Source organism: Caballeronia sp. LjRoot34, assembly GCF_964253815.1.
Taxonomy (GTDB): Bacteria; Pseudomonadota; Gammaproteobacteria; order Burkholderiales; family Burkholderiaceae; genus Caballeronia.
The window spans coordinates 1134180-1153731 of the sequence record NZ_CAXUSB020000001.1 but is presented as its reverse complement, the minus strand read 5'-3'; the positions used below and the strand labels follow the sequence as shown (position 1 = coordinate 1153731).

The window sequence follows — 19552 nt, the reverse complement described above, 5'->3', positions numbered from 1 at the left end:
AACCGCGTTATCGAAATAGCGTCACGCGTTCCCGTGTCCTCAGGACGCATGCGATGGATCGGTTACGCCAACGTGATTGGGGAATACCGTCCTGCAGTCAATCGAAAGCAATTTGATTATGTGCACATCGTTGGCAGGTTGGCAATTGGGAATGGTTGGGAACAGCTTGAAATTCAGCGATAATGCCGCATCCCGTGCAACGGCCGGAAACGCTCGAACAGGACGTCAAAAATGAGCGCGAACCAGAGCGCTCGACATGTCCCCACGTGCTGTCGCCGAATGTCGTCGAATCTCGCCGAACGCGGATTATACGGATCGGGCCAAGGGCCAATCGTCTGTTTTGTCGGATCCACAAGCCTGGCCAACGCCAGATGAATGGACCGTTCGTGTTGCAACGCCTTCGCGCCAAGGTCACGAGCCCGTCCGCGCCATCCTCCCCAAGCCGTTAATGTGATTGTAGTGACCGCAACCCCTGCCAAAACCCTCGCCGACCAGATCGAAGACCGGCTGCCCCAGACGCAATGCACCAAATGCGGCTATCCCGCTTGCCGGCCGTACGCGGAGGCCATTGCCGCTGGCGAGGCAAACTACAACCAGTGCCCGCCGGGCGGACAGGAAGGTGTGGTCCGCCTGGCCAGCCTGCTCGGCAAGCCTGTCGTTGCGCTGAATCCCGATAACGGCGTGGAACGGCCCCGGCCGCTTGCGATCATCGATGAAAATCTTTGCATCGGCTGCACGCTGTGTCTGCAGGCGTGTCCGGTCGATGCGATCGTCGGTGCGGCGAAGCAGATGCACACGATCATCCCCGAGCTCTGCACCGGCTGCGACCTGTGCGTGCCGCCCTGCCCGGTCGATTGCATCGCCATGGTCCCGGTCACGGGCGAGAAAACCGGCTGGGACGCATGGAGCCAGCAGGAAGCCAACGCGGCACGCGAGCGGCACGACTTTCGCCAGGCACGCCTCGCACGTGAACGCGACGCGGCCGAAGCGCGCAAGGCGGCACGCATGGCGGGTGCGTCGGGTGCCAATCCAAGCACCGAGCCACGTGCTCGACTGAATACCGAGCCGAATGAATCGGTTGACTCAAAAACGGCGCAGGCCGCCACCACGGCCGACGACGACGCGCAGGCAAAAAAGCGCGCCATCATCCAGGCCGCGATGGACCGTGCACGCCAGAAGAAAGAAGAGATGGCCAAACTTGGCGTGGGGCCGAAAAATACCGACGCGGTCAGCCCGGAAGTTCAGGCGCAGATCGATGCAGCGGAAGCGCGGCGCCGCCGTCTCGGTATGACGCACCCTGATAACGACAAAAGTTCGACACCTGCCATCGACCCCGACCGTGAACCTGGTAACGATAACAAGACCTGAACACGATGAACGCCCAAAAACGCCGTGCGATCTTTGAAACGCTGCAAAGCCTGAATCCACATCCGACCACCGAACTCGAGCATGAATCGCCGTTCGAATTGCTGATCTCGGTGCTGTTGTCGGCACAAGCCACCGATGTCTCCGTGAACAAAGCCATGCGGCGCATGTACCCGGTCGCCAACACGCCGGCCAAGGTGCTGGCGCTGGGCGAAGAAGGTGTGAGGGAGTACATCAAGACCATCGGATTGTTTCGGACGAAAGCGAAGAACGTGATCGCCACGTGCAAGATCCTGGTGGAGCAATACGGAGGCGAGGTCCCGGACGATCGCGAGGCGCTTGAATCGCTCCCCGGCGTTGGACGAAAGACGGCAAACGTGATCCTGAACACGGCGTTCGGGCATCCGACCATCGCCGTGGATACGCATATCTTTCGGGTATCGAATCGGACTGGGCTCGCGCCGGGCAAGGACGTGCGCGCGGTCGAAATAGCGTTGGAGAAATTCGTCCCCGATGAATTCAAACAGGACGCCCATCACTGGTTGATCCTGCACGGCCGTTATGTCTGCCGGGCACGCGTGCCGGAATGCTGGCATTGCGCGATCGAGCCGCTGTGCGAATTCCGGCCGAAGACGCCGGCGCCTATCGAATAAGAGGAATAAGTGGAATAAGCACCGGGAAGGTCGACACGCGCCGAAACGGGCGAAAGGCAGCGATGCAGCTTAAAATGAGCCTCTGAAAACGACCCCTGCAAGCCACTCCACACCCATGTTCAACCCCAGCCGCGACGAAGTTCGCCAATTTTTCACCGACACCTGGCGCAAGCAGCGCGAGGGTGGCGTCCTGACACCGCTTGAGAGCATTGCCGCGGACTGGATCGGCGAGCATCCTGAATACCAGCAAGAACTCGCCGATCCCGACGTGGCCCACGCCGACTACTCGCCGGATCAGGGCAAGAGCAACCCGTTCCTGCATTTATCGATGCATCTCGCCATTACCGAGCAATTGTCCATCGATCAACCGCCCGGCATCCGGCGCGCGCATGAGCGGCTGGTCGGCCGGATGGGTTCGACGCACGACGCTCAGCACGCCATCATGGAATGCCTTGGGCAGATCATCTGGGAATCACAGCGCAACAACACGCCGCCGGACACCGACGCGTATCTTGCGCTGATCGAACAACGGGCGTCGCGAGACTGAAGAGCAAGGCCCGAGGCCCGAGCGCTGAACCAAAAAACGAAAACACCCCGCGAGTCATTCACCGGCGGGGTGTTTTTTTTATGCGTCCATCAAACCGACAAAGACGATCCGGCGATGCTTACTTCTTCACGATCAAATCGCCATCCAATGATTCGATATACGCCGAGATGTCCTTCAGGTCACTTTGCGACAAGCTTTGCACCTGTGCGGCCATGATCGGGTTGTTGCGCCCGAAGTTCGGATTGCCGTTGCCCATCTGATACTGGCGCAACGCCCAGTACAGATAGTCGGCGTGCTGGCCTGCGAGCTTCGGATACTCCGCGCTCACCGGCTTGTTCAGGTTCGGGCCGTGGCAGGCCGCGCAATTGTGGGCCTCGGTGAGCACCTTGCCATTGCTTGCATCGGCTGCATGCGCCGGCTGCATGGCCAGAACGCCGATCGCGCCGATCAGCGCGGCTGCCGTGCATGCTGTCTTCAACACTGTGTCGAGTGCCTTCATGAATTCTCCTATCCGCGATTAGTGATTACCGGGTGACGGGCGCCCTGGATCTGACATTCAGATGCGGGCGCAACGCGGATCACTTGTCGGGATTGTTCTTCGAAGAGGGGGTTTGCGCGGCGTAATACGCAGCGATGTCGGCGATATCCTGATCGGACAGCGTGGTCGCTATGCCATGCATCGTCTCGAAATGGCGATCGCCCTTCTTGTAGGCATGCAGCGCGTTCTCAATATAGCGGGCGCTCTGGCCACCGAGCATGGGAACCCGGTACACCTCGGGATACGCGGTCCGGTAACCGGGAATGCCGTGGCACCCGATACACATCGCAACTTTGCCCTGGGCTGCTTTCGCGTTGCCCACGACATCGGCGGATGCCTGTGTCGCGAAGCCGGCAAGCCCCGACAGCGCTGCGATCACGGCACATTTGCCGACGAATTTATTCATAGCTTCTAACCTGGCATGAGGGGAAATCCGGCACCTTGGACGCCTGGCGTTCCGGGACTTTCTCGGGACTGGTCAAACGGACGCGCGCTGAACGAGGGCCCAAAACAGTCCCCAGGAGCGCAGATCCGCGCGTTTTCGCGCGTTTTCGTTTTCCAGCCACGCGGGCCAAAAAAATCGCGCTAATTGTACCGCGCGACCTACCCTGCGTCCACCGGCCGCAGCGGGGCCGGCCCCATCGCTCAAGGCCGCAGCGCCTGGGTTCCGGCAGACTGCGACAATCTGTCCGATGGACATTTGATTCTCCTTCGGCAGCAAATGACCCGGTTGAGCACGATTGGACGTTTCGGGGGGCGGCTCCGCCAAAACCCTTCTGACTTATACTGCAATTTTTCCTTCTCCGAGGGACGCGTCATGCGTTTTGAAGGTTCATCGCAATATGTCGCCACCGACGATCTCAAGCTCGCCGTCAACGCCGCCATCACCCTGCAGCGCCCGCTCCTGATCAAGGGCGAGCCCGGCACCGGCAAGACGATGCTGGCCGAGGAAGTCGCCGCCGCGCTCGGCATGCCGCTCCTGCAATGGCACATCAAGTCGACCACCAAAGCCCAGCAGGGCCTCTACGAGTACGACGCGGTGTCGCGCCTGCGCGATTCCCAGCTTGGCGACGAACGCGTGAAGGACATTCGCAATTACATCGTCAAGGGTGTGCTGTGGCAGGCTTTCGACGCCGATGAACCCGGCGTGCTGCTGATCGACGAAATCGATAAAGCGGACATCGAATTCCCGAACGACCTGCTGCGCGAACTCGACCGGATGGAGTTCTACGTCTACGAGACCCACGAACTGGTGAAAGCGAAACACCGGCCGCTGGTGATCATCACGTCAAACAACGAAAAAGAACTGCCCGACGCGTTTCTGCGCCGCTGCTTTTTCCACTACATCAAATTCCCCGAACCCACGACGATGAAGCAGATCGTCGAGGTGCATTTCCCCGGCATCAAGCAGGAACTGCTCGCCGCCGCGATGCAAAGTTTCTTCGAGTTGCGCAACGTGTCGGGCCTGAAGAAGAAACCATCGACATCGGAATTGCTCGACTGGCTGAAGCTGCTGCTGGCCGAAGATATTGGCCCCGAAGCGCTGCGCTCCACCGATCAGAAACAGGTCATCCCGCCGTTGCATGGCGCGTTGCTCAAGAACGAACAGGACCTGAGCCTGTTCGAGCGCCTGCTGTTCATGAACCGCAACAACCGTTGAAAGGGCTGCAAGCATGAGCCGCTGGATCGATCCGGTTACGCTGGAAGGCAGGTACGTGAGACTCGTGCCGCTCGAACGCGAACACCAGGATGCGCTCGCCAACGCCGCAGCGGACGGCGAGTTGTGGAAGCTCTGGTACACGAGCGTCCCCTCGCCCGAGACGATCACCGCATGGATGGACGCGGCGCTCGCCATGCGCGATTCAGACGGCGCGCAACCCTTCGCGATCATCGACGCGCAGACGGGCGACGTAATCGGCAGCACGCGTTATATGAATGTCGAGGCGGCACATCGGCGGCTGGAGATCGGCAGTACGTGGTATGCCAAACGCGTGCAGCGCACGGCGATCAACACCGAGGCCAAGCTGCTCCTGCTCTCGCACGCGTTCGATACGCTGAAGACCATCGCCGTCGAGTTCCGGACTCACTTCATGAACCGGCAATCGCGCGCGGCTATTGCGCGGCTGGGGGCGAAGGAAGACGGGATTCTGCGCAATCACCAGATCGGCCGGGACGGCATTTATCGCGATACGGTGGTATTTTCGATTATCGAGTCCGAGTGGCCGGCCGTACGCGCGAATCTGCGCGCCAAACTCGAAACGCGGTTCGACTTGCCGCTCGACTCATAGCGCGACTCGTACTGCGACAGATTGGGCAAGGAGCCCGGCATGCTGATCGACTTTTTCTATTCTCTGCGCGGCGCCAAGCTACCGGTTTCGGTCAAGGAATACCTGACGCTGCTTGAAGCACTCAAGGCCCAGGTAATCGGGCCTTCTATCGACGAGTTCTATTTTCTCGCGCGCATGACGCTGATCAAGGACGAGAAATACTTCGATAAATTCGATCAGGCGTTCGGCGCCTATTTCAACGGTATCGCAACACTCGATGAAGACGCGTTCACTGTGCCGCTCGAATGGCTCAAGAAACGGCTGGAGCGGGATTTCACGCCCGAGGAAAAACGCCAGATAGAAGCGCTTGGCGGTATCGATAAATTGATGGAACGGCTGAAGCAACTTCTCGATGAGCAGAATGAACGGCACGAAGGCGGCAGCAAGTGGATTGGTTCAGGCGGGACGTCGCCGTTCGGCAATGGCGGGTTTAATCCGGAGGGGATTCGAATTGGCGGGGATTCCGCCGGCAACCGGACGGCTGTCAAGGTTTGGGATGAGCGCGCGTATCAGGATTACGACGATCAGGTCGAGATAGGGACACGTAATATCAAAGTGGCGTTGCGACGCTTGCGGCGTTTCGCGCGCGAAGGCGCCGCCGATGAACTCGATCTCCCCGACACCATTCGCAGCACCGCCGCCAATGCCGGCTGGCTAGATATCAAGATGGTGCCGGAGCGCCACAATAATGTGAAGGTCCTGATGCTGCTGGATGTAGGCGGGTCGATGGACGACCATATCAAGCGCGTTGAAGAACTGTTTTCCGCAGCGAAATCGGAGTTCAAGCATCTGGAGTTTTATTACTTCCATAACTGCGTGTATGACTATCTCTGGAAAAACAACCGGAGACGACATGGCGAACGCACCGCCACGTTCGATGTGCTGCACAAATTTTCGCCGGATACAAAGCTGATTTTTGTCGGCGATGCAACCATGAGTCCGTACGAGGTCGTTCAACCCGGCGGATCGGTTGAATATAACAATGCCGAAGCCGGCGCGGTCTGGCTAAGGCGACTCGCCGATCAGTTCCCCCATTTCGCGTGGCTCAATCCTGAGCCTGAAAGGCTTTGGGAATATCGGCAATCGGTATCGATTATTCGGCAAGTACTGGGCGGCCGAATGTTTGGGTTGACGCTTGGCGGGCTTGAAAGCGCGATGCGGGCGCTTTCCAAATAACCGGCGTTTGTTACGCGGCTCTCCCGCCGCGCGCCGTTCAATACAAATTCAAGGGCTTATACCGGCCCCTTTGCCCCCTTTTATTCACCTCGATTTAAAGTGGCACGGCAATTTTTTTCCAGACTGTCACTGCCCTTAATCCCCTCCGGCCAGTACGATCTGCGACTCGTCCTCCAAGGTTTCGCATGAATCCGCCCGCCACGACCTTCCGCCCCCTCGCCGATTCCTCCGTCTCCGCGCTTGTCGCGGGATTCGTCGCCATGATGACGGGCTATACCAGTTCGCTCGTCCTCATGTTCCAGGCCGGGCGTGCCGCCCATCTCTCCGATGCCCAGATTTCCTCCTGGATCTGGGCCCTCTCCATTGGCATGGCGCTTTGCACGATCGGCCTGTCGCTCAAGTTTCGCGCGCCGATAGTCGCCGCCTGGTCGACGCCCGGCGCCGCTCTCCTCGTGACCTCGCTCCCGAACGTGGCGTACCCGGACGCCATCGGCGCTTTCGTCGTGTGCGCGGTGTTGCTCACCATCGTGGGCCTCACCGGCTGGTTCGATACGCTCATGCGGAAAATTCCGGCCAGCATTGCCGCCGCGCTGCTGGCCGGCATCCTGTTCGAGATCGGCATCGAGATCTTCAAGGCCGCCCAGTTCCAGACCGCCCTAGTCCTCGCGATGTTCTTCACCTATCTGGTCGTGAAACGCCTCGCGCCCCGCTATGCCATCCTGATGACGCTCGTGGTTGGCATCGTGGCTGCGGGGTCGCTCGGTTTGCTCGACTTCAGCCAGTTCCACGTCGCGCTCGCCCACCCCGTTTTCACCCTGCCGCACTTCTCGCTCGCGGCGGTCATCAGTATCGGCATACCGCTGTTCGTGGTCGCGGTGGCCTCGCAGAACGTGCCCGGCATCGCCGTGCTGCGCGCGGACGGTTATGACACCCCGTCAGCGCCGCTGATCGCGACAACCGGCCTCGCGTCGCTTGTGCTCGCGCCGTTCGGCTCTCACGGCATCAACCTGGCAGCCATTACCGCCGCGATCTGCACCGGCCCCGAAGCCAGCGAAGACCGCTCGAAGCGCTACATGGCCGCTGTCTGGTGCGGGATTTTCTATCTCCTGGCCGGCGTGTTCGGTGCGACCATCGCCGCCTTGTTCGCATCGATGCCAAAAGCGCTGGTCGTGTCAGTCGCCGCGCTGGCCTTGTTCGGCTCGATCATGAGCGGCCTCACCAACGCGATGAGCGACCCGCGGCAACGCGAAGCCGCGCTCGTCACGTTCATGGTCACCGCGTCGGGACTGACGCTGCTGTCTATCGGCTCCGCGTTCTGGGGCCTGGTAGCGGGCGTCGTCACGCAGATTGTGCTCAACGCGCGGCGGGCGTAGATTGATCGTATCGACGCGAAATGTTCACGCGAACAACGTGTAATGGGACGTGGGTTAATGCCGGGCTCCGGGCATCGGAATTGCGTAAGAGACATGGAGGGTGGAGCTTACCCCTCGCGCAACATCGGCCACCCTTGTACTTGCAGGTCAGCAATCGCGGTGACCGGCGCAGCGGGTGAACTCTCGAAGCCACCTGCCGTCGAAACGAGTTGAGCATCGTATGCAACGCGGCAGATCAGCGGCCGAAGGCAAGAAGCACAACCGCGAACCACGGCGTTCTCTGCGCCAAATGGCGCGGCAGGAATAGAATGGCAATCTTGGGCGAGCCGCTCGCCAGCAGCTTTGGCGCAGCACCAGCACCGGCGGTCTCGCACAACCCTTTCACCCGCGGGCATTCCGCATCTTTGACAACGGCATAACGCGCCGAAGACCAGATATGACCACCGCTCTCGACCAGCTCAAGCAATACACCACCGTCGTCGCCGATACCGGCAACTTCCAGCAACTCGGCGAGTTCAAGCCGCAAGACGCGACCACGAACCCATCGCTGATCCTCAAGGCCGTCCAGAACGATGCCTACAAGCCGCTGCTCGAGAAGACCGTCAAGGACCACGCGAGCAAGCCGATGGGCCAGATCATCGACCAGCTGCTGATCGCTTTCGGCAAGGAAATCCTGAAGATCGTCCCGGGACGTGTATCGACAGAAGTCGACGCCCGCCTGTCGTTCGACATCAAAGGTTCGATCGCCAAGGGCCGCGACATCATCAAGCTGTACGAAGACTCGGGCATTGACCGCAAGCGCATCCTGGTCAAGCTGGCCTCGACGTGGGAAGGCATCCGCGCCATGGAAACGCTGCAGAAAGAAGGCATCCATTGCAACATGACGCTGCTGTTCTCGACCGCGCAAGCCGCGGCCGCAGCGGACGCCGGCGCGCAATTGATCTCGCCGTTCGTCGGCCGCATCTACGACTGGTACAAGAAGTCGGCAGGCGCGGATTGGGACGCAGTCAAGATGGGCGGCGCGAACGATCCGGGCGTGCAATCGGTGCGCAAGATCTACGCGTACTACAAGAAGTTCGGCTACAAGACGGAAGTGATGGGCGCGAGTTTTCGCACCGTCAGCCAGATCACCGAACTGGCCGGCTGTGACCTGCTGACCATCAGCCCGGATCTGCTGCAAAAGCTCGCCGAGAGCACTGAAAAGGTGGAGCGCAAGCTGTCGCCGGAAGCGGTCGCGAATGATCCCGTGAGCAAGATCGAAGTCGATGAATCGAGCTTCCGCTTCCTCGTCAACGACGACGCCATGGCAACCGAAAAGCTGGCAGAAGGCATCCGTGCGTTCGCCGCCGACGCCGTCAAGCTCGAAAAACTGATCGAAGCGCTGAAATAATTTCGCGGTTGCAACACCTGTATTTCGCGTCTGAAAACGGGCGTCGGCGCTATTGCGCCGACGCCTTTTTTTATGCGGATCGAGGCTGCGGAGTGCGTTTTTAGCCCGCCGGCGTGGGCTAGACTTTTGGCACGGGCGGCTAAGCTGCCCGACTCACCAGGAGTTGCCAATGCGTCTCGAACCCTATTTGTTCTTCAACGGCCGCACCGAAGAAGCGCTCGCGTTCTACCAAAAAGCGCTCGGCGCGGAAACCTTGTCCGTCCTGCATTTCAAGGATTCTCCCGAAGGCGTGAAAGCCACACCAGAATGGCTGGACAAGGTCATGCACGCGACGTTCAGGATAGGGGCAAGCCTGATCATGGCGTCCGATGGCGTGAACGCCGCGCCTCAGGTTTTCTCGGGTTTCAGTATTTCGATCTCCGCCGATGACCTCGCATCCGGCGAGAAAATGTTCACGGCACTCAGCGACGGCGGCGACGTCCGGATGGCGTGGCAACGGACGTTCTGGACCAGCGGGTTCGGCATGGTTTGCGATCGATTCGGCATCCCGTGGATGGTGACCGTCATGGACGACCTCGGCGGATAGCGCCCCCTCGGAGCGCAGGGGTGCTCAACCCCGTCACCCATTCACCGATGAAACGGCTGCGCGCCCTCGATGTTCCATTGCCGCTCGATCTCGATCAGCCGCAAACGCAGTCTGTCGACCTGTTCCGCCAGCCGTTGCGCGAGCCAGTATGGTCCCTGCAATTCGGGCGCGAGCTCCGCGGCAACCCGGACGTTGCGCTCCAGTCGCGCCGCCGCTGCGGGAGACCCGGTCGCGGCGTGCAGCAAGCCTACCCGCCCGAACCGCAACGCACGGGCGATCAGCAGCAACGTGTGCCTGATCGCCCGCTCGTCTGCGTGAGCACTCGCGATGAGTCCAGGCCCGTCCGCCGGCATGGCCGACGCCATCATTTCGAGCGCGCTCAGAATTGACCGGTGCTGGCGCTGGATGTCGTCGAGCACCGCGGCCGGCACGTCGATCTCTTTTGCCACCGACGCCAGCAAGGAGCGCGAGCTCACCAGCCGCGCGTTCATCGTGAGAAAGCGCTTGGTCAGGGTGTCGGCGGGCATTGGCAGCCCTTCCGTGATCGCGCCGTAAATCCGCGCGCAGTCGCGCATGTTGTCGGCGAGGCGGTAGCGCCATGAATAGGTCGCGTATTGCGGCAGCACGAACGAAAACGCGAGCGCGATCACAATTCCGATCAGCACCGTCAAGGTGCGCCACAGGCCGACTTCGATGGACAGATCGCCGTGTCCCGCGACGATGATCGTCGTGATGGCCGTCAGCAACGCGATATATCCCGGCTTGCCGATGGCGTGATACGCGCAAACGCCGGCAATCACCGCCAGCAGCACGTACGTGATCATCGTCGAATGGGTAGCCGATTGCAGCAGGATCAGCCCCAACCCTAGCGACGCGCCAAGCAGCGTGCCCAGCGCGCGCTCCGCAGCCTTCTTGCGGATATTGCCGTGATGCTGCAAACCACCGATCACCACCAGCAACGTCACCGACGACCATTCGCCGTGCGGAATATCGATGCCCGAGGTCAACGCAATCGACGCAAGCATGGCCAGCGCCACGCGCGCCGCATGCAGGTATTTAGCGTAGCGATAGCGAAAATACGGCGAGCCGAGCACATGCAGTAAGCGCCGTGCCTGGCTGCGGTGAGGCCTGCTCGTATCGGTCGAGGACATGCGGTTCCAGTGTATTGACGGGCAAAAGCGGGGCAAGAGGCTGATGAAAGCGGGCGCACAAAACAAAACGCCCGCAACATCCGTTACGGGCGTTTTACCAGCTTTCGGGTCAGAACGGGGTTGGATCGCCCGTTTTTCCCGGATCAAGATCAGGATCAGGTTTCCGCGACGTCGAGATAATCCTCGGGGCTCGTACGGTCGTCCGAGCGCTTCAGACCGATCACACGCACCAGAATGCTCACCACGATCGATACCACCAGATTCACGACCAGTGCCCACACCGCGGCGTAACCGGGAATCGCATAGCCGAACAGGTGGATCGTGAAGATCGAGCCAGCCAGTTTCAGCGACACCGCCATCCATGTACCCGTCGCAATGCCGGCGGCCCAGCCGAGCAGCAAGCCACGGTGATCAAGAACCCGCGTGTACAGACCGAGCACCAGCGCCGGCAGCGTCTGGATAATCCAGATCCCGCCGAGCAGTTGCAACTGGATAGCGTAGGTCAGCGGCAGCGCAAGAATAAACACGACAGCGCCCACCTTCACCAGCAGCGACACCAGCTTGGCAACATTGGTTTCCTGCTCCGGCGTCATGTTCGTGTTCACGAACTCCTTATGCACGTTGCGCGTGTACAGGTTGGCCGCTGCGATCGACATGATGGCCGCCGGAACCAGCGCGCCAATACCGATTGCTGCGAACGCCACGCCCACGAACCACGACGGGAAGAAGTGCAGGAACAGTGCCGGGACGGCGAAGTTCGCACCATACGCCTTGAAGTACGGGGCGAATTCCGGCATGTCCTTCACGCCCGATGCCAGCGCCATGTAACCCAGCAACGCGAGCAAACCGAGCACCAGCGAATACGCCGGCAGAAGCGCCATGTTGCGGCGAATCGTGTTACCCGACTTCGACGACAGCACCGCCGTCACCGAGTGCGGATACAGGAACAGCGCAAGCGCTGACCCGACCGCCAACGTGGCGTACGCGCTGTAACCGTTCAGGCTCGATGCATCGGGTGCCTTCAGCAGGATCTTCGCCGGATCGACATGACTGAAGATCGCGCCGAAACCGCCGAGCTGTGCCGGGATGATGATCATGGCAGCGATGATCACGATGTAGATCAGCACGTCCTTCACGACCGCGATCATGGCCGGCGCGCGCAGGCCAGACGTGTACGTGTAGGCCGCGAGAATCGCGAACGCAATGATCAGCGGCAGATCGCCGATGAAGCCCGTTGTATCGAAGCCGAGCGCGCCGATCACCACTTCAATACCGACAAGCTGCAGCGCGATATAGGGCATCGTCGCGACAATCCCCGTCACGGCAATGGCCAGCGCCAGCATGCGGCTGTTGTAGCGAGCGTGCACGAAGTCGGCAGCGGTGACGTAGCCGAACTTCTTCGAGATCGCCCAGAGCTTCGGGAACACCACGAACGCGAACGGGTAGATCAGGATGGTGTACGGCAACGCGAAGAAGCCGGTCGCGCCCGCGCCGAATACAAGAGCGGGAACCGCGACGAATGTGTAGGCCGTATAAAGATCGCCGCCGAGCAGGAACCACGTGACGATCGTGCCGAAGCGACGGCCGCCCAGGCCCCATTCATCGAGTTGTCCGAGATCGGCCTTGCGCCAGTGAGCAGCAACAAAACCCAGGATCGTCACGCCGACAAAAAACAGGACGAAGACGAAGGTTGCCGTGGAATTCATCATCGCGGGCTCCCGGGCGTGAGCTTGGGAACATCGTGGATGGGCTTGGTCTTGACATAGACCAAGGCCGTAATCACCGCGCTGATCAGCACCCAGAGCAACTGGTACCAGTAGAAAAATGGAAAGCCCATGAGCACGGGCTCGATCTTGTTGTAGAACGGCACCCAGACCACGCCGATCCACGGAAGAACCAGCAGCCAGAGCCACTGCTTGTTGCGAACTTGACCACTGGCGGTCACCGCCTCTTGAGCCATGACGCTCTCCTCTTTTTTTGAAATGTGCTGCTCGACCAAGGCTCTGAGCGGGTCTCGCGGCAAAGCTCAGTCTCTCGGTCTAATAGCGCCCCGAAATAACACGTGGAGTATATGGACGCTGAAAAGCGGGTCAAGCAGGGCGAACCCGAACCGTAATGACGGAAAACAGCCCGATGTAATGTCTTGCTGTCCTGCCCTGCTTCGGTCGAAGACATTACATTCGGGCAGCGGGTTCGCGGTCGTATCTCGCCGTGGGGGCTTTAGCCTGGACCCTTGGCGATCAGATGGAGAAGCGGGTTGCGTCGTCCGCGCCGGCGCTGATTGCCAGCCCCTTCACCCATTGACGGGCTGGCAGCTTCAATTCCTTCTCGATCAGCTTGGCGCGCTTTTCGAGTTGCGCGTATGGCACGTCGAGTTCCGGACCGGCAAACGCGATGGCAATGCGATTGCCGTCGTGGACTTCGGGCAGCGCGATCACGCGGCCGTCGAAGGCTTCGTTCAGGCGCTTCATGTTGCGCACGAAGCTCGGATGATCGCCGAACAGGTTGACCGTCACCACGCCCGCCGGCGCCGTCAGGCAAGCCCGGCACGCACGATAGAACGAGGTGCTATCCAGCACGGGGCCGCGCGCGGTGGCGTCGTAGACATCGATCTGCAATGCGCCGATGGTGCCGTGATTCGCACGGTCATTGACGAAGTCCCACGCGTCCTGTTCGTGGACGGTGAGGCGGGCGTCGTCGTTCGGCAGTTCGAACATCGTGCGCGCTGCTATCACGACGGAGGGATTCAGCTCGACCGCTTCCACCTTCGCGCGCTTCAGGAACGCATGGGCGAACTTGGTCAGCGCGGCAGAACCGAGTCCGAGTTGCACGATGCGCTTCGGCGTTTCGATGAACAACAGCCACGCCATCATCTGCTGAGCGTATTCAAGTTCGAGGTGATTCGGCTTTTTCAGGCGCATCGCGCCCTGCACCCATTCAGTGCCGAAATGCAGGAAACGCACACCATCCTCTTCCGAGAACGTCACCGGCGAGAAACGGGGTTTGCGCGGGACATCGATGCGCGGTGCGTCGTCGAGATCGTGGTCGCGCTTCGAGCGCTTGCCGCGCCTCTGGTCTTGCTTGTCGAGCTTGTCTTGACGCTTGCTGCCGAACGCGCGAGCTTCCGCCGACGCGCGTTTGATTAATTGGGTCATTTGAGGATGTCGCGCCAGAAGCGCAATTTTTGATCGAACGAGAGGATAGCATTCGCCGGACTCGACGACGGCAGGACCAGGGTTTCATAGCCTGCCGCGCGGATCACAGGCTCGAAACGGCCTGAGGTCTTGCCGTTGAAGCAGAGCTTTTTCAGTCGCGGCGCATGCAGGCGGAATGAGGCGAAATCGTTGGGGTTGGCGTGGCGGATCGCGGTGTCGAGACTGCCTTCGCGCTCGCAGGCGGCGAGCACGTCCCATAGGCCAATGCCGTGCGTGAGTAGCTTGAGCACGCGTTCATCGTAGGGAAGTTCGTTTAAAGACTCACCGATCACAGTACCCACCAGCCGCCAGAACTGGTTACGTGGATGCGCGTAATACTGCGCGGCATCGAGCGACGCCACGCCGGGAAAGCTGCCGAGAATCAGCGTGTGCGTGTTTTCATCGGCGATGGGTGGGAAGCCTTTCAGCATTTTTCACGATGCGCGAGGAAAGACCATAGCGCCGGCAGGAAGCATTCGGTGACCATCAGCGGCGCGTCCTGCCTGATGAACACCGAGCGGCGCGCGACAAACGCGTGCGGCGTTTGAAGCGGCGTTTGCCTGGCGGCCAGTCTATAGAGCGGATCGCGCGCGTCGATTCTTCGGCTAGTGAGCGGCGAGCGCCACACGCTGCTATCGCTATAGAGCAACTCGGCGAGCGGGCGCGTGCGCAATCGACGCATGGCCTGCCAGACGCCCGAACTGGCGTCGAGCGGCACGATGCTGTGCGCCGCGACGAACGGCACGCGGTTCACATTCAACACGACTTCGCGGATCCATACCGGCGTGCGCGGCGTGATGTCCAGCGCCGCGGCTTCGTCCCGCCACGGCTGCCCGACCGTCTCGCGGGTGACATCGACGGTGACATCGCCTAGTTCACGCAAATGTGCGGTCAGCGAACCGCCGCGCGTGAGCCAATCTTTCTGGTCGGCGGTGAAAGTGGGAAGCGGACGAGCGCGCCAGGCATGAGTACCGGCAAGAGGAGCTTTTGGCATGCGCGAGATTATAAAACCAGACACGTATATAGGAGGATTCGTATAGATGTCGGCGTGCGCTCACGGGAGACTGACGAACCGGCCGGTCAATAAACGACGGACCGGCGCTCGCGGCAATCTTGTTGCGAGCCATCTATAAAGCATGAGAGGAAACGCATGTCGGTCAATACTAAACAAACATCGAAGGTCGTCGCTACGCTGGCGTCGCACACGCTGCATGATCCGAAGACGTCGGTGATTGCCAAGAGCCTCGCTGCATCGGCATTATCACAAACGCATACGAAGAATCAAACGGGCGCCGAGATGGAACATAAGGCCGGGCAGGTTCTTCACAGCGATAAATATTCAAAGGACACCAAGACTCTGGCGGCGTCGGTCGTCGCGCAGGCCAACAAGGAACGCAAGGCGAAGTAAATCGTAACGCCGCGTATCCTGCGCTGCAGCTGCAATAAAAAACGCGCTGCCAGTTTCCTGGCAGCGCGTTTTTTTACTTCTTCCGAACGCTGACTTACCGCGCCAGCAACAACGCGTTAGTCCGCTTCACGAAACTCGCCGGATCTTCCAGCGTGCCGCCTTCGGCGAGCATCGCCTGATCGAAGAGCAGATGGCACCAGTCGCTAAAGTTCGCGTCATCGGCGTGCAGTTGCTTGACCAGCGGATGATCCGGATTCACTTCCAGAATCGGCTGCATCTGCGGCGCTGCCTGACCTGCTTGCTTCAGCATGCGTTGCAAGTAGCCACTCATGTCGCCGTCATCGGCAACGAGACACGTCGGCGAATCGGTCAGGCGGAACGTCAGGCGCACATCTTTAGCCTTGCCTCCCAGCGCGGCCTTCATGCTTTCCACCAGCGGCTTCAACTCTTCGCCGACCTTCTCCTGCGCCTGCTTTTCTTCGTCGTTCAGCGCACCGAGATCCAGATCGCCGCGCGCCACGCTTTGCAGCGGCTTGCCATCGAATTCGTTGAGGAACGACAGCATCCATTCATCGACACGATCCGTCAGCAGCAGCACTTCCACGCCCTTCTTGCGGAACACTTCAAGGTGCGGGCTGTTCTTCGCGGCCGCCCAGCTGTCAGCCGTGACGTAATAGATCTTCGTTTGCTCGGGCTTCATGCGCGAGACATAGTCGGCGAGCGCCACGGTCTGCTCCGACGAATCCGTATTCGTGGAAGCAAATCGCACGAGCTTGGCAATCCGTTCGCGATTGCCGTAATCCTCGCCGATACCTTCCTTGAACACCTGGCCGAATTCCTTCCAGAACGTGGCGTATTTGGCTTTCTCGGCGTCATCGGTGGCTTCTGCCGACGACGATGCCACTTCTTCCAGCATCGACAAAACGCGCTTGGTCACGCCTTCACGAATGGCCTTCACATCGCGGCTTTCCTGCAGGATTTCACGCGATACATTCAGCGGCAAATCAGCAGAATCGACCACGCCCTTCACGAATCGCAAGTACGCCGGCACCAGTTGTTCCGCGTCGTCCATGATGAACACGCGCTTCACGTAGAGCTTCAGGCCGCCTTTATGATCGCGGTTCCACATATCGAACGGTGCGTGCTTCGGCACGTACAGCAACTGCGTGTATTCGCTGCGGCCCTCCACGCGGTTATGGGTCCACGCGAGCGGATCGTCGTGATCGTGGGAAAGATGTTGATAGAACAGCTTGTACTGCTCGTCGGCGATATCGCTCTTCGGACGCGTCCAGAGCGCACTCGCCTGATTCACTGTCTCGTCTTCGTCCTTCGTGACCATCTCGGACTTCTCGGCATCCCACTCTTCCTTCTTCATCAGGATGGGCAGTGCGACGTGATCCGAATACTTCTGGATGATCGACTTCAGCTTGTGCGTGGAGAGGAATTCGTCCTCTTCCGGACGCAGATGCAGCGTGATGCTCGAACCGCGTTGCGCGCGTTCAATCTGTTCGACGACGAAATCGCCCTCGCCCGCGCTTTCCCAGCGGACGCCTTCGCTTGCCGGCAAACCGGCGCGACGCGTTTCAACGGTGATCTTGTCCGCGACGATAAAACCCGAGTAAAAGCCCACGCCAAACTGGCCGATCAACGCAGCGTCTTTCTGCTGATCGCCGGAGAGTTTCGAGAAGAATTCCTTCGTGCCCGAGCGCGCGATCGTGCCGAGATGCGAGATCGCTTCGTCGCGGCTCATGCCGATACCGTTATCGTCGATGGTCACGGTGCGCGCCGCCTTGTCGTACGAGATGCGGATGCGCAGATCCGGATCATTCTCGTACAGCGCACTATTTTCGATACCTTCAAAGCGCAGCTTGTCCGCCGCGTCCGATGCGTTCGAAATCAGCTCGCGCAGGAAAATTTCCTTGTTGCTGTAAAGCGAATGGATCATCAGATGCAGAAGTTGTTTCACTTCTGCCTGAAAGCTCATGGTTTCTTGTGCCATGGTCGGTTCCTCTGGTTGTGTCTAGTGTTGACGGGTTTTTAAGCGGTAGCGAAGCGGCTGGCATTTTGTGACCGGACGGTACGTACTGGCCGTCACGGTAAATGCCTTGGCGGCCATTGCCGGAAAAGCATCGCGCGGATTCTGCGACAAATGAGGTCGCCCTGCGATAATTTCAAGAGGCGGGCCGTGGGAGCGTGACGTTGCTCAAGCCGATGCTGCAGGCGCCTTATCCCACGCGATCTGCGTAACCGGAGAGCATCGCGGGCAGGCCTGGATCGCCGCAATTCGCGATGTTGAAGCGCATCCACGTGCTGGGCAGTTGATGCGGGGAAAACAGGCTGCCGGGCGTCAGTAAAAAGCCGGCTTCGTGGCCGGCGGCGGCGAGCCCCTCGGAGTCCACGCCGGTATCGGCCCATAAAAACATGCCCGCCGATGGCACCAGATACGGCTTGTAGCCGACTTTTTCGAACATCCGGACGGTTTTCTCCCGGACTCCGTCCAGTTTTGCACGCAGCCGTTCGACGTGACGCCGATAGTGGCCGTCGGTGAGCACTTTGTACAGCACGCGCTCGTTGAGTTCAGGGCTCGTCATGCCGACCAGCATTTTCTGATCGGCGATAGCGTTCGCGACTTCAGGCGCCGCGGCAACATAACCCACGCGCAAGTTCGGCGCGAGCGTCTTCGAATAACTGTTGAGAAAAATCACCCGCTTCAGTTGGTCGAGGCTCGCGAGGCGCGTCGCGGGGAAATTGGTCGGGCAGAGATCGCCGTAGATATCGTCTTCCACCACGATGAAATCATAGGTCTCGGCCAGTTGCAGGATGCGAAACGCCTGCGCCGCGCTCAGCGACGTACCGGTCGGATTCTGCAGCACGGAATTGATCACGAGCATCTTCGGGCGCCAGGTCTGGACCATGGCTTCGAGCGCGTCGAGATCAGGGCCGTCCGGCGTGTACGGCATGCCGACAAGCCGCGCGCCCTGCGCCACGAAGCGGCCGAACATCTGGAACCAGGCGGGATCCCCGACTATGACTGTATCGCCGGGTTTCACGAAAATTCGCGCGATCAGGTCGATGGCCTGCGTCACGCCGGACACCATCACGATTTGCTCCGTCGACGCGCCTATCTCCAGCTCCTCCAGCCGCGTCTGAATTTGCTGGCGCAGCGGCAGAAACCCCTGCGGCGTGCCAAAACCCAGCATTTGTGCACCGCTTTGCCGGCTCATGGAGCGCAGCGCGCTGGTCAGCAATTCGCCGTTCAGCCAGCTAGCCGGCAGATAACCTATGCCCGGCCCCTTCGCCGGACTCGATGTATGCAGCATGTTGCGCAGCAACCAGACCACGTCGATGCTGCTCGGCACCGGTGCGCGCTCACTGGCCAATGTGGGGTGAACGTGGGAATCGTTGGAACTGGTCCGATCGCGCACGAAAAACCCGGAGCCGCGCCGCGAGTCGAGATATCCGTGCGCGACCAGCCGTTCGTACGCCTCCACCACCGTGAAGCGCGACACGCCCTTGTCCACCGCGAGTTTGCGGATCGACGGCATGCGCATGCCCGGACGGAACACGCGTTCGTCAATACGGCGCCGGCCCCATTGGACCAGCTGGTCGACGAGCGTCAGTTGCGGCGCGCCGTGCGGCGCGGGAATCTGGTCGAGCGGGACTGACATGTCAGGTTCCATCGGGATTGAATGCGTTCGATGACTGTACCGCAGGGTATCGGATCGATTGTACCGTTACTGTTACGGTCGTTGACGATACATTTGAGACTGGGACGATAGGTAAAGTTGGCGGTTTTTGTACGCGGTTTATGCGTTTTCCCTGCCACAGACGAGGTTTCGGGACC

General features: G+C 60.3%; 21 protein-coding genes. 10 read left to right on the top strand and 11 right to left on the bottom strand.

Annotated features, from left to right (window positions below):
- Positions 1–459: 459 nt before the first annotated feature.
- The 3 genes from rsxB (at position 460) to ACSQ36_RS05125 (ending at position 2565) form a co-directional block, all read left to right on the top strand.
- Positions 460–1368 (top strand): electron transport complex subunit RsxB, encoded by a 909-nt coding sequence (rsxB, locus tag ACSQ36_RS05135; RefSeq protein ID WP_436181122.1) that lies wholly within the window; start codon positions 460–462, stop codon positions 1366–1368.
- 5 nt (positions 1369–1373) lie between these two features.
- Entirely contained in the window at positions 1374–2018 is a 645-nt protein-coding gene (nth, locus tag ACSQ36_RS05130; RefSeq protein ID WP_213763477.1) for an endonuclease III, read from the top strand.
- 115 nt (positions 2019–2133) lie between these two features.
- On the top strand, positions 2134–2565 hold the full coding sequence (locus tag ACSQ36_RS05125; RefSeq protein ID WP_031361310.1) for a DUF1841 family protein: 432 nt from the start codon (positions 2134–2136) through the stop codon (positions 2563–2565).
- Positions 2566–2683: 118 nt separating this feature from the next.
- Here ACSQ36_RS05125 and ACSQ36_RS05120 read toward each other — a convergent pair whose 3' ends face one another.
- Entirely contained in the window at positions 2684–3064 is a 381-nt protein-coding gene (locus ACSQ36_RS05120; protein ID WP_213763478.1) for a c-type cytochrome, read from the bottom strand.
- Between the two features lie 79 nt (positions 3065–3143).
- Positions 3144–3509, bottom strand: coding sequence for a c-type cytochrome (locus ACSQ36_RS05115; protein ID WP_097261818.1), 366 nt, complete (start codon positions 3507–3509; stop codon positions 3144–3146).
- Between the two features lie 411 nt (positions 3510–3920).
- On the opposite strand from ACSQ36_RS05115, the gene ACSQ36_RS05110 reads away from it, so the two are divergent.
- The 4 genes from ACSQ36_RS05110 (at position 3921) to ACSQ36_RS05095 (ending at position 7979) form a co-directional block, all read left to right on the top strand.
- Positions 3921–4763, top strand: a complete 843-nt coding sequence (locus ACSQ36_RS05110; protein ID WP_062090977.1) for an AAA family ATPase — start codon at positions 3921–3923, stop codon at positions 4761–4763.
- A gap of 13 nt (positions 4764–4776) precedes the next feature.
- A complete protein-coding gene (locus ACSQ36_RS05105) occupies positions 4777–5391 on the top strand; it encodes a GNAT family N-acetyltransferase (RefSeq protein WP_213763479.1) in 615 nt (204 codons plus the stop codon).
- 39 nt (positions 5392–5430) lie between these two features.
- Positions 5431–6606: a vWA domain-containing protein gene (locus ACSQ36_RS05100; RefSeq protein ID WP_436181121.1), complete on the top strand. Its 1176-nt coding sequence runs from the start codon at positions 5431–5433 to the stop codon at positions 6604–6606.
- Between the two features lie 185 nt (positions 6607–6791).
- Positions 6792–7979 carry a benzoate/H(+) symporter BenE family transporter gene (locus ACSQ36_RS05095; RefSeq protein ID WP_436181120.1) on the top strand — a complete coding sequence of 396 codons (1188 nt, stop codon included), beginning with the start codon at positions 6792–6794 and terminating at the stop codon, positions 7977–7979.
- A gap of 235 nt (positions 7980–8214) precedes the next feature.
- Here the strand turns inward: ACSQ36_RS05095 and ACSQ36_RS05090 are convergent, their stop codons facing one another.
- Positions 8215–8445 carry a hypothetical protein gene (locus ACSQ36_RS05090; RefSeq protein ID WP_436181119.1) on the bottom strand — a complete coding sequence of 77 codons (231 nt, stop codon included), beginning with the start codon at positions 8443–8445 and terminating at the stop codon, positions 8215–8217.
- On the opposite strand from ACSQ36_RS05090, the gene tal reads away from it, so the two are divergent.
- On the top strand, positions 8416–9369 hold the full coding sequence (gene tal / locus ACSQ36_RS05085; RefSeq protein WP_213763483.1) for a transaldolase: 954 nt from the start codon (positions 8416–8418) through the stop codon (positions 9367–9369). The genes ACSQ36_RS05090 and tal overlap by 30 nt on opposite strands.
- A 169-nt stretch (positions 9370–9538) precedes the next feature.
- The gene (locus ACSQ36_RS05080) at positions 9539–9955 is read left to right on the top strand and encodes a VOC family protein (protein ID WP_213763484.1); all 417 of its coding nucleotides are present in this window, start codon (positions 9539–9541) and stop codon (positions 9953–9955) included.
- Between the two features lie 41 nt (positions 9956–9996).
- Here ACSQ36_RS05080 and ACSQ36_RS05075 read toward each other — a convergent pair whose 3' ends face one another.
- From ACSQ36_RS05075 to ACSQ36_RS05050, 6 genes are all read right to left on the bottom strand, one after another.
- Positions 9997–11106, bottom strand: coding sequence for an FUSC family protein (locus ACSQ36_RS05075; protein ID WP_436181118.1), 1110 nt, complete (start codon positions 11104–11106; stop codon positions 9997–9999).
- Positions 11107–11261: 155 nt separating this feature from the next.
- Positions 11262–12812: a monocarboxylate uptake permease MctP gene (gene mctP, locus ACSQ36_RS05070; RefSeq protein WP_436183092.1), complete on the bottom strand. Its 1551-nt coding sequence runs from the start codon at positions 12810–12812 to the stop codon at positions 11262–11264.
- Positions 12812–13066, bottom strand: a complete 255-nt coding sequence (locus ACSQ36_RS05065; RefSeq protein ID WP_213763486.1) for a DUF3311 domain-containing protein — start codon at positions 13064–13066, stop codon at positions 12812–12814. Before ACSQ36_RS05065 ends, mctP begins: the two co-directional genes overlap by 1 nt.
- Before the next feature lie 280 nt (positions 13067–13346).
- A complete protein-coding gene (locus tag ACSQ36_RS05060) occupies positions 13347–14261 on the bottom strand; it encodes a spermidine synthase (RefSeq protein WP_213763487.1) in 915 nt (304 codons plus the stop codon).
- On the bottom strand, positions 14258–14731 hold the full coding sequence (locus ACSQ36_RS05055; RefSeq protein ID WP_213763488.1) for a DNA-deoxyinosine glycosylase: 474 nt from the start codon (positions 14729–14731) through the stop codon (positions 14258–14260). Before ACSQ36_RS05055 ends, ACSQ36_RS05060 begins: the two co-directional genes overlap by 4 nt.
- The gene (locus tag ACSQ36_RS05050) at positions 14725–15294 is read right to left on the bottom strand and encodes a chorismate--pyruvate lyase family protein (protein WP_436181117.1); all 570 of its coding nucleotides are present in this window, start codon (positions 15292–15294) and stop codon (positions 14725–14727) included. Before ACSQ36_RS05050 ends, ACSQ36_RS05055 begins: the two co-directional genes overlap by 7 nt.
- Positions 15295–15450: 156 nt before the next feature.
- Between ACSQ36_RS05050 and ACSQ36_RS05045 the strand changes: the two genes are divergently transcribed.
- Positions 15451–15708 carry a hypothetical protein gene (locus ACSQ36_RS05045; protein WP_213763490.1) on the top strand — a complete coding sequence of 86 codons (258 nt, stop codon included), beginning with the start codon at positions 15451–15453 and terminating at the stop codon, positions 15706–15708.
- 94 nt (positions 15709–15802) lie between these two features.
- On the opposite strand, the gene htpG is transcribed toward ACSQ36_RS05045, so the two are convergent.
- Together htpG and ACSQ36_RS05035 are read right to left on the bottom strand one after the other, a co-directional pair.
- Entirely contained in the window at positions 15803–17707 is a 1905-nt protein-coding gene (gene htpG / locus ACSQ36_RS05040) for a molecular chaperone HtpG (RefSeq protein ID WP_436181116.1), read from the bottom strand.
- Positions 17708–17933: 226 nt separating this feature from the next.
- A complete protein-coding gene (locus tag ACSQ36_RS05035; protein WP_213763492.1) occupies positions 17934–19376 on the bottom strand; it encodes a PLP-dependent aminotransferase family protein in 1443 nt (480 codons plus the stop codon).
- Positions 19377–19552 lie beyond the last annotated feature (176 nt).

Bases quoted from the DNA above. Each gene is read 5' to 3' on its own strand.
- ACSQ36_RS05115 (WP_097261818.1), bottom strand. From the start codon at position 3,509: ATGAATAAATTCGTCGGCAAATGTGCCGTGATCGCAGCGCTGTCGGGG.
- tal (WP_213763483.1), top strand. From the start codon at position 8,416: ATGACCACCGCTCTCGACCAGCTCAAGCAATACACCACCGTCGTCGCC.
- ACSQ36_RS05125 (WP_031361310.1), top strand. From the start codon at position 2,134: ATGTTCAACCCCAGCCGCGACGAAGTTCGCCAATTTTTCACCGACACC.
- ACSQ36_RS05120 (WP_213763478.1), bottom strand. From the start codon at position 3,064: ATGAAGGCACTCGACACAGTGTTGAAGACAGCATGCACGGCAGCCGCG.
- ACSQ36_RS05055 (WP_213763488.1), bottom strand. From the start codon at position 14,731: ATGCTGAAAGGCTTCCCACCCATCGCCGATGAAAACACGCACACGCTG.
- ACSQ36_RS05080 (WP_213763484.1), top strand. From the start codon at position 9,539: ATGCGTCTCGAACCCTATTTGTTCTTCAACGGCCGCACCGAAGAAGCG.
- ACSQ36_RS05110 (WP_062090977.1), top strand. From the start codon at position 3,921: ATGCGTTTTGAAGGTTCATCGCAATATGTCGCCACCGACGATCTCAAG.
- nth (WP_213763477.1), top strand. From the start codon at position 1,374: ATGAACGCCCAAAAACGCCGTGCGATCTTTGAAACGCTGCAAAGCCTG.
- ACSQ36_RS05045 (WP_213763490.1), top strand. From the start codon at position 15,451: ATGTCGGTCAATACTAAACAAACATCGAAGGTCGTCGCTACGCTGGCG.
- ACSQ36_RS05095 (WP_436181120.1), top strand. From the start codon at position 6,792: ATGAATCCGCCCGCCACGACCTTCCGCCCCCTCGCCGATTCCTCCGTC.
- ACSQ36_RS05105 (WP_213763479.1), top strand. From the start codon at position 4,777: ATGAGCCGCTGGATCGATCCGGTTACGCTGGAAGGCAGGTACGTGAGA.
- htpG (WP_436181116.1), bottom strand. From the start codon at position 17,707: ATGGCACAAGAAACCATGAGCTTTCAGGCAGAAGTGAAACAACTTCTG.
- ACSQ36_RS05075 (WP_436181118.1), bottom strand. From the start codon at position 11,106: ATGTCCTCGACCGATACGAGCAGGCCTCACCGCAGCCAGGCACGGCGC.
- ACSQ36_RS05060 (WP_213763487.1), bottom strand. From the start codon at position 14,261: ATGACCCAATTAATCAAACGCGCGTCGGCGGAAGCTCGCGCGTTCGGC.
- ACSQ36_RS05050 (WP_436181117.1), bottom strand. From the start codon at position 15,294: ATGCCAAAAGCTCCTCTTGCCGGTACTCATGCCTGGCGCGCTCGTCCG.
- ACSQ36_RS05035 (WP_213763492.1), bottom strand. From the start codon at position 19,376: ATGTCAGTCCCGCTCGACCAGATTCCCGCGCCGCACGGCGCGCCGCAA.
- ACSQ36_RS05100 (WP_436181121.1), top strand. From the start codon at position 5,431: ATGCTGATCGACTTTTTCTATTCTCTGCGCGGCGCCAAGCTACCGGTT.
- mctP (WP_436183092.1), bottom strand. From the start codon at position 12,812: ATGAATTCCACGGCAACCTTCGTCTTCGTCCTGTTTTTTGTCGGCGTG.
- ACSQ36_RS05065 (WP_213763486.1), bottom strand. From the start codon at position 13,066: ATGGCTCAAGAGGCGGTGACCGCCAGTGGTCAAGTTCGCAACAAGCAG.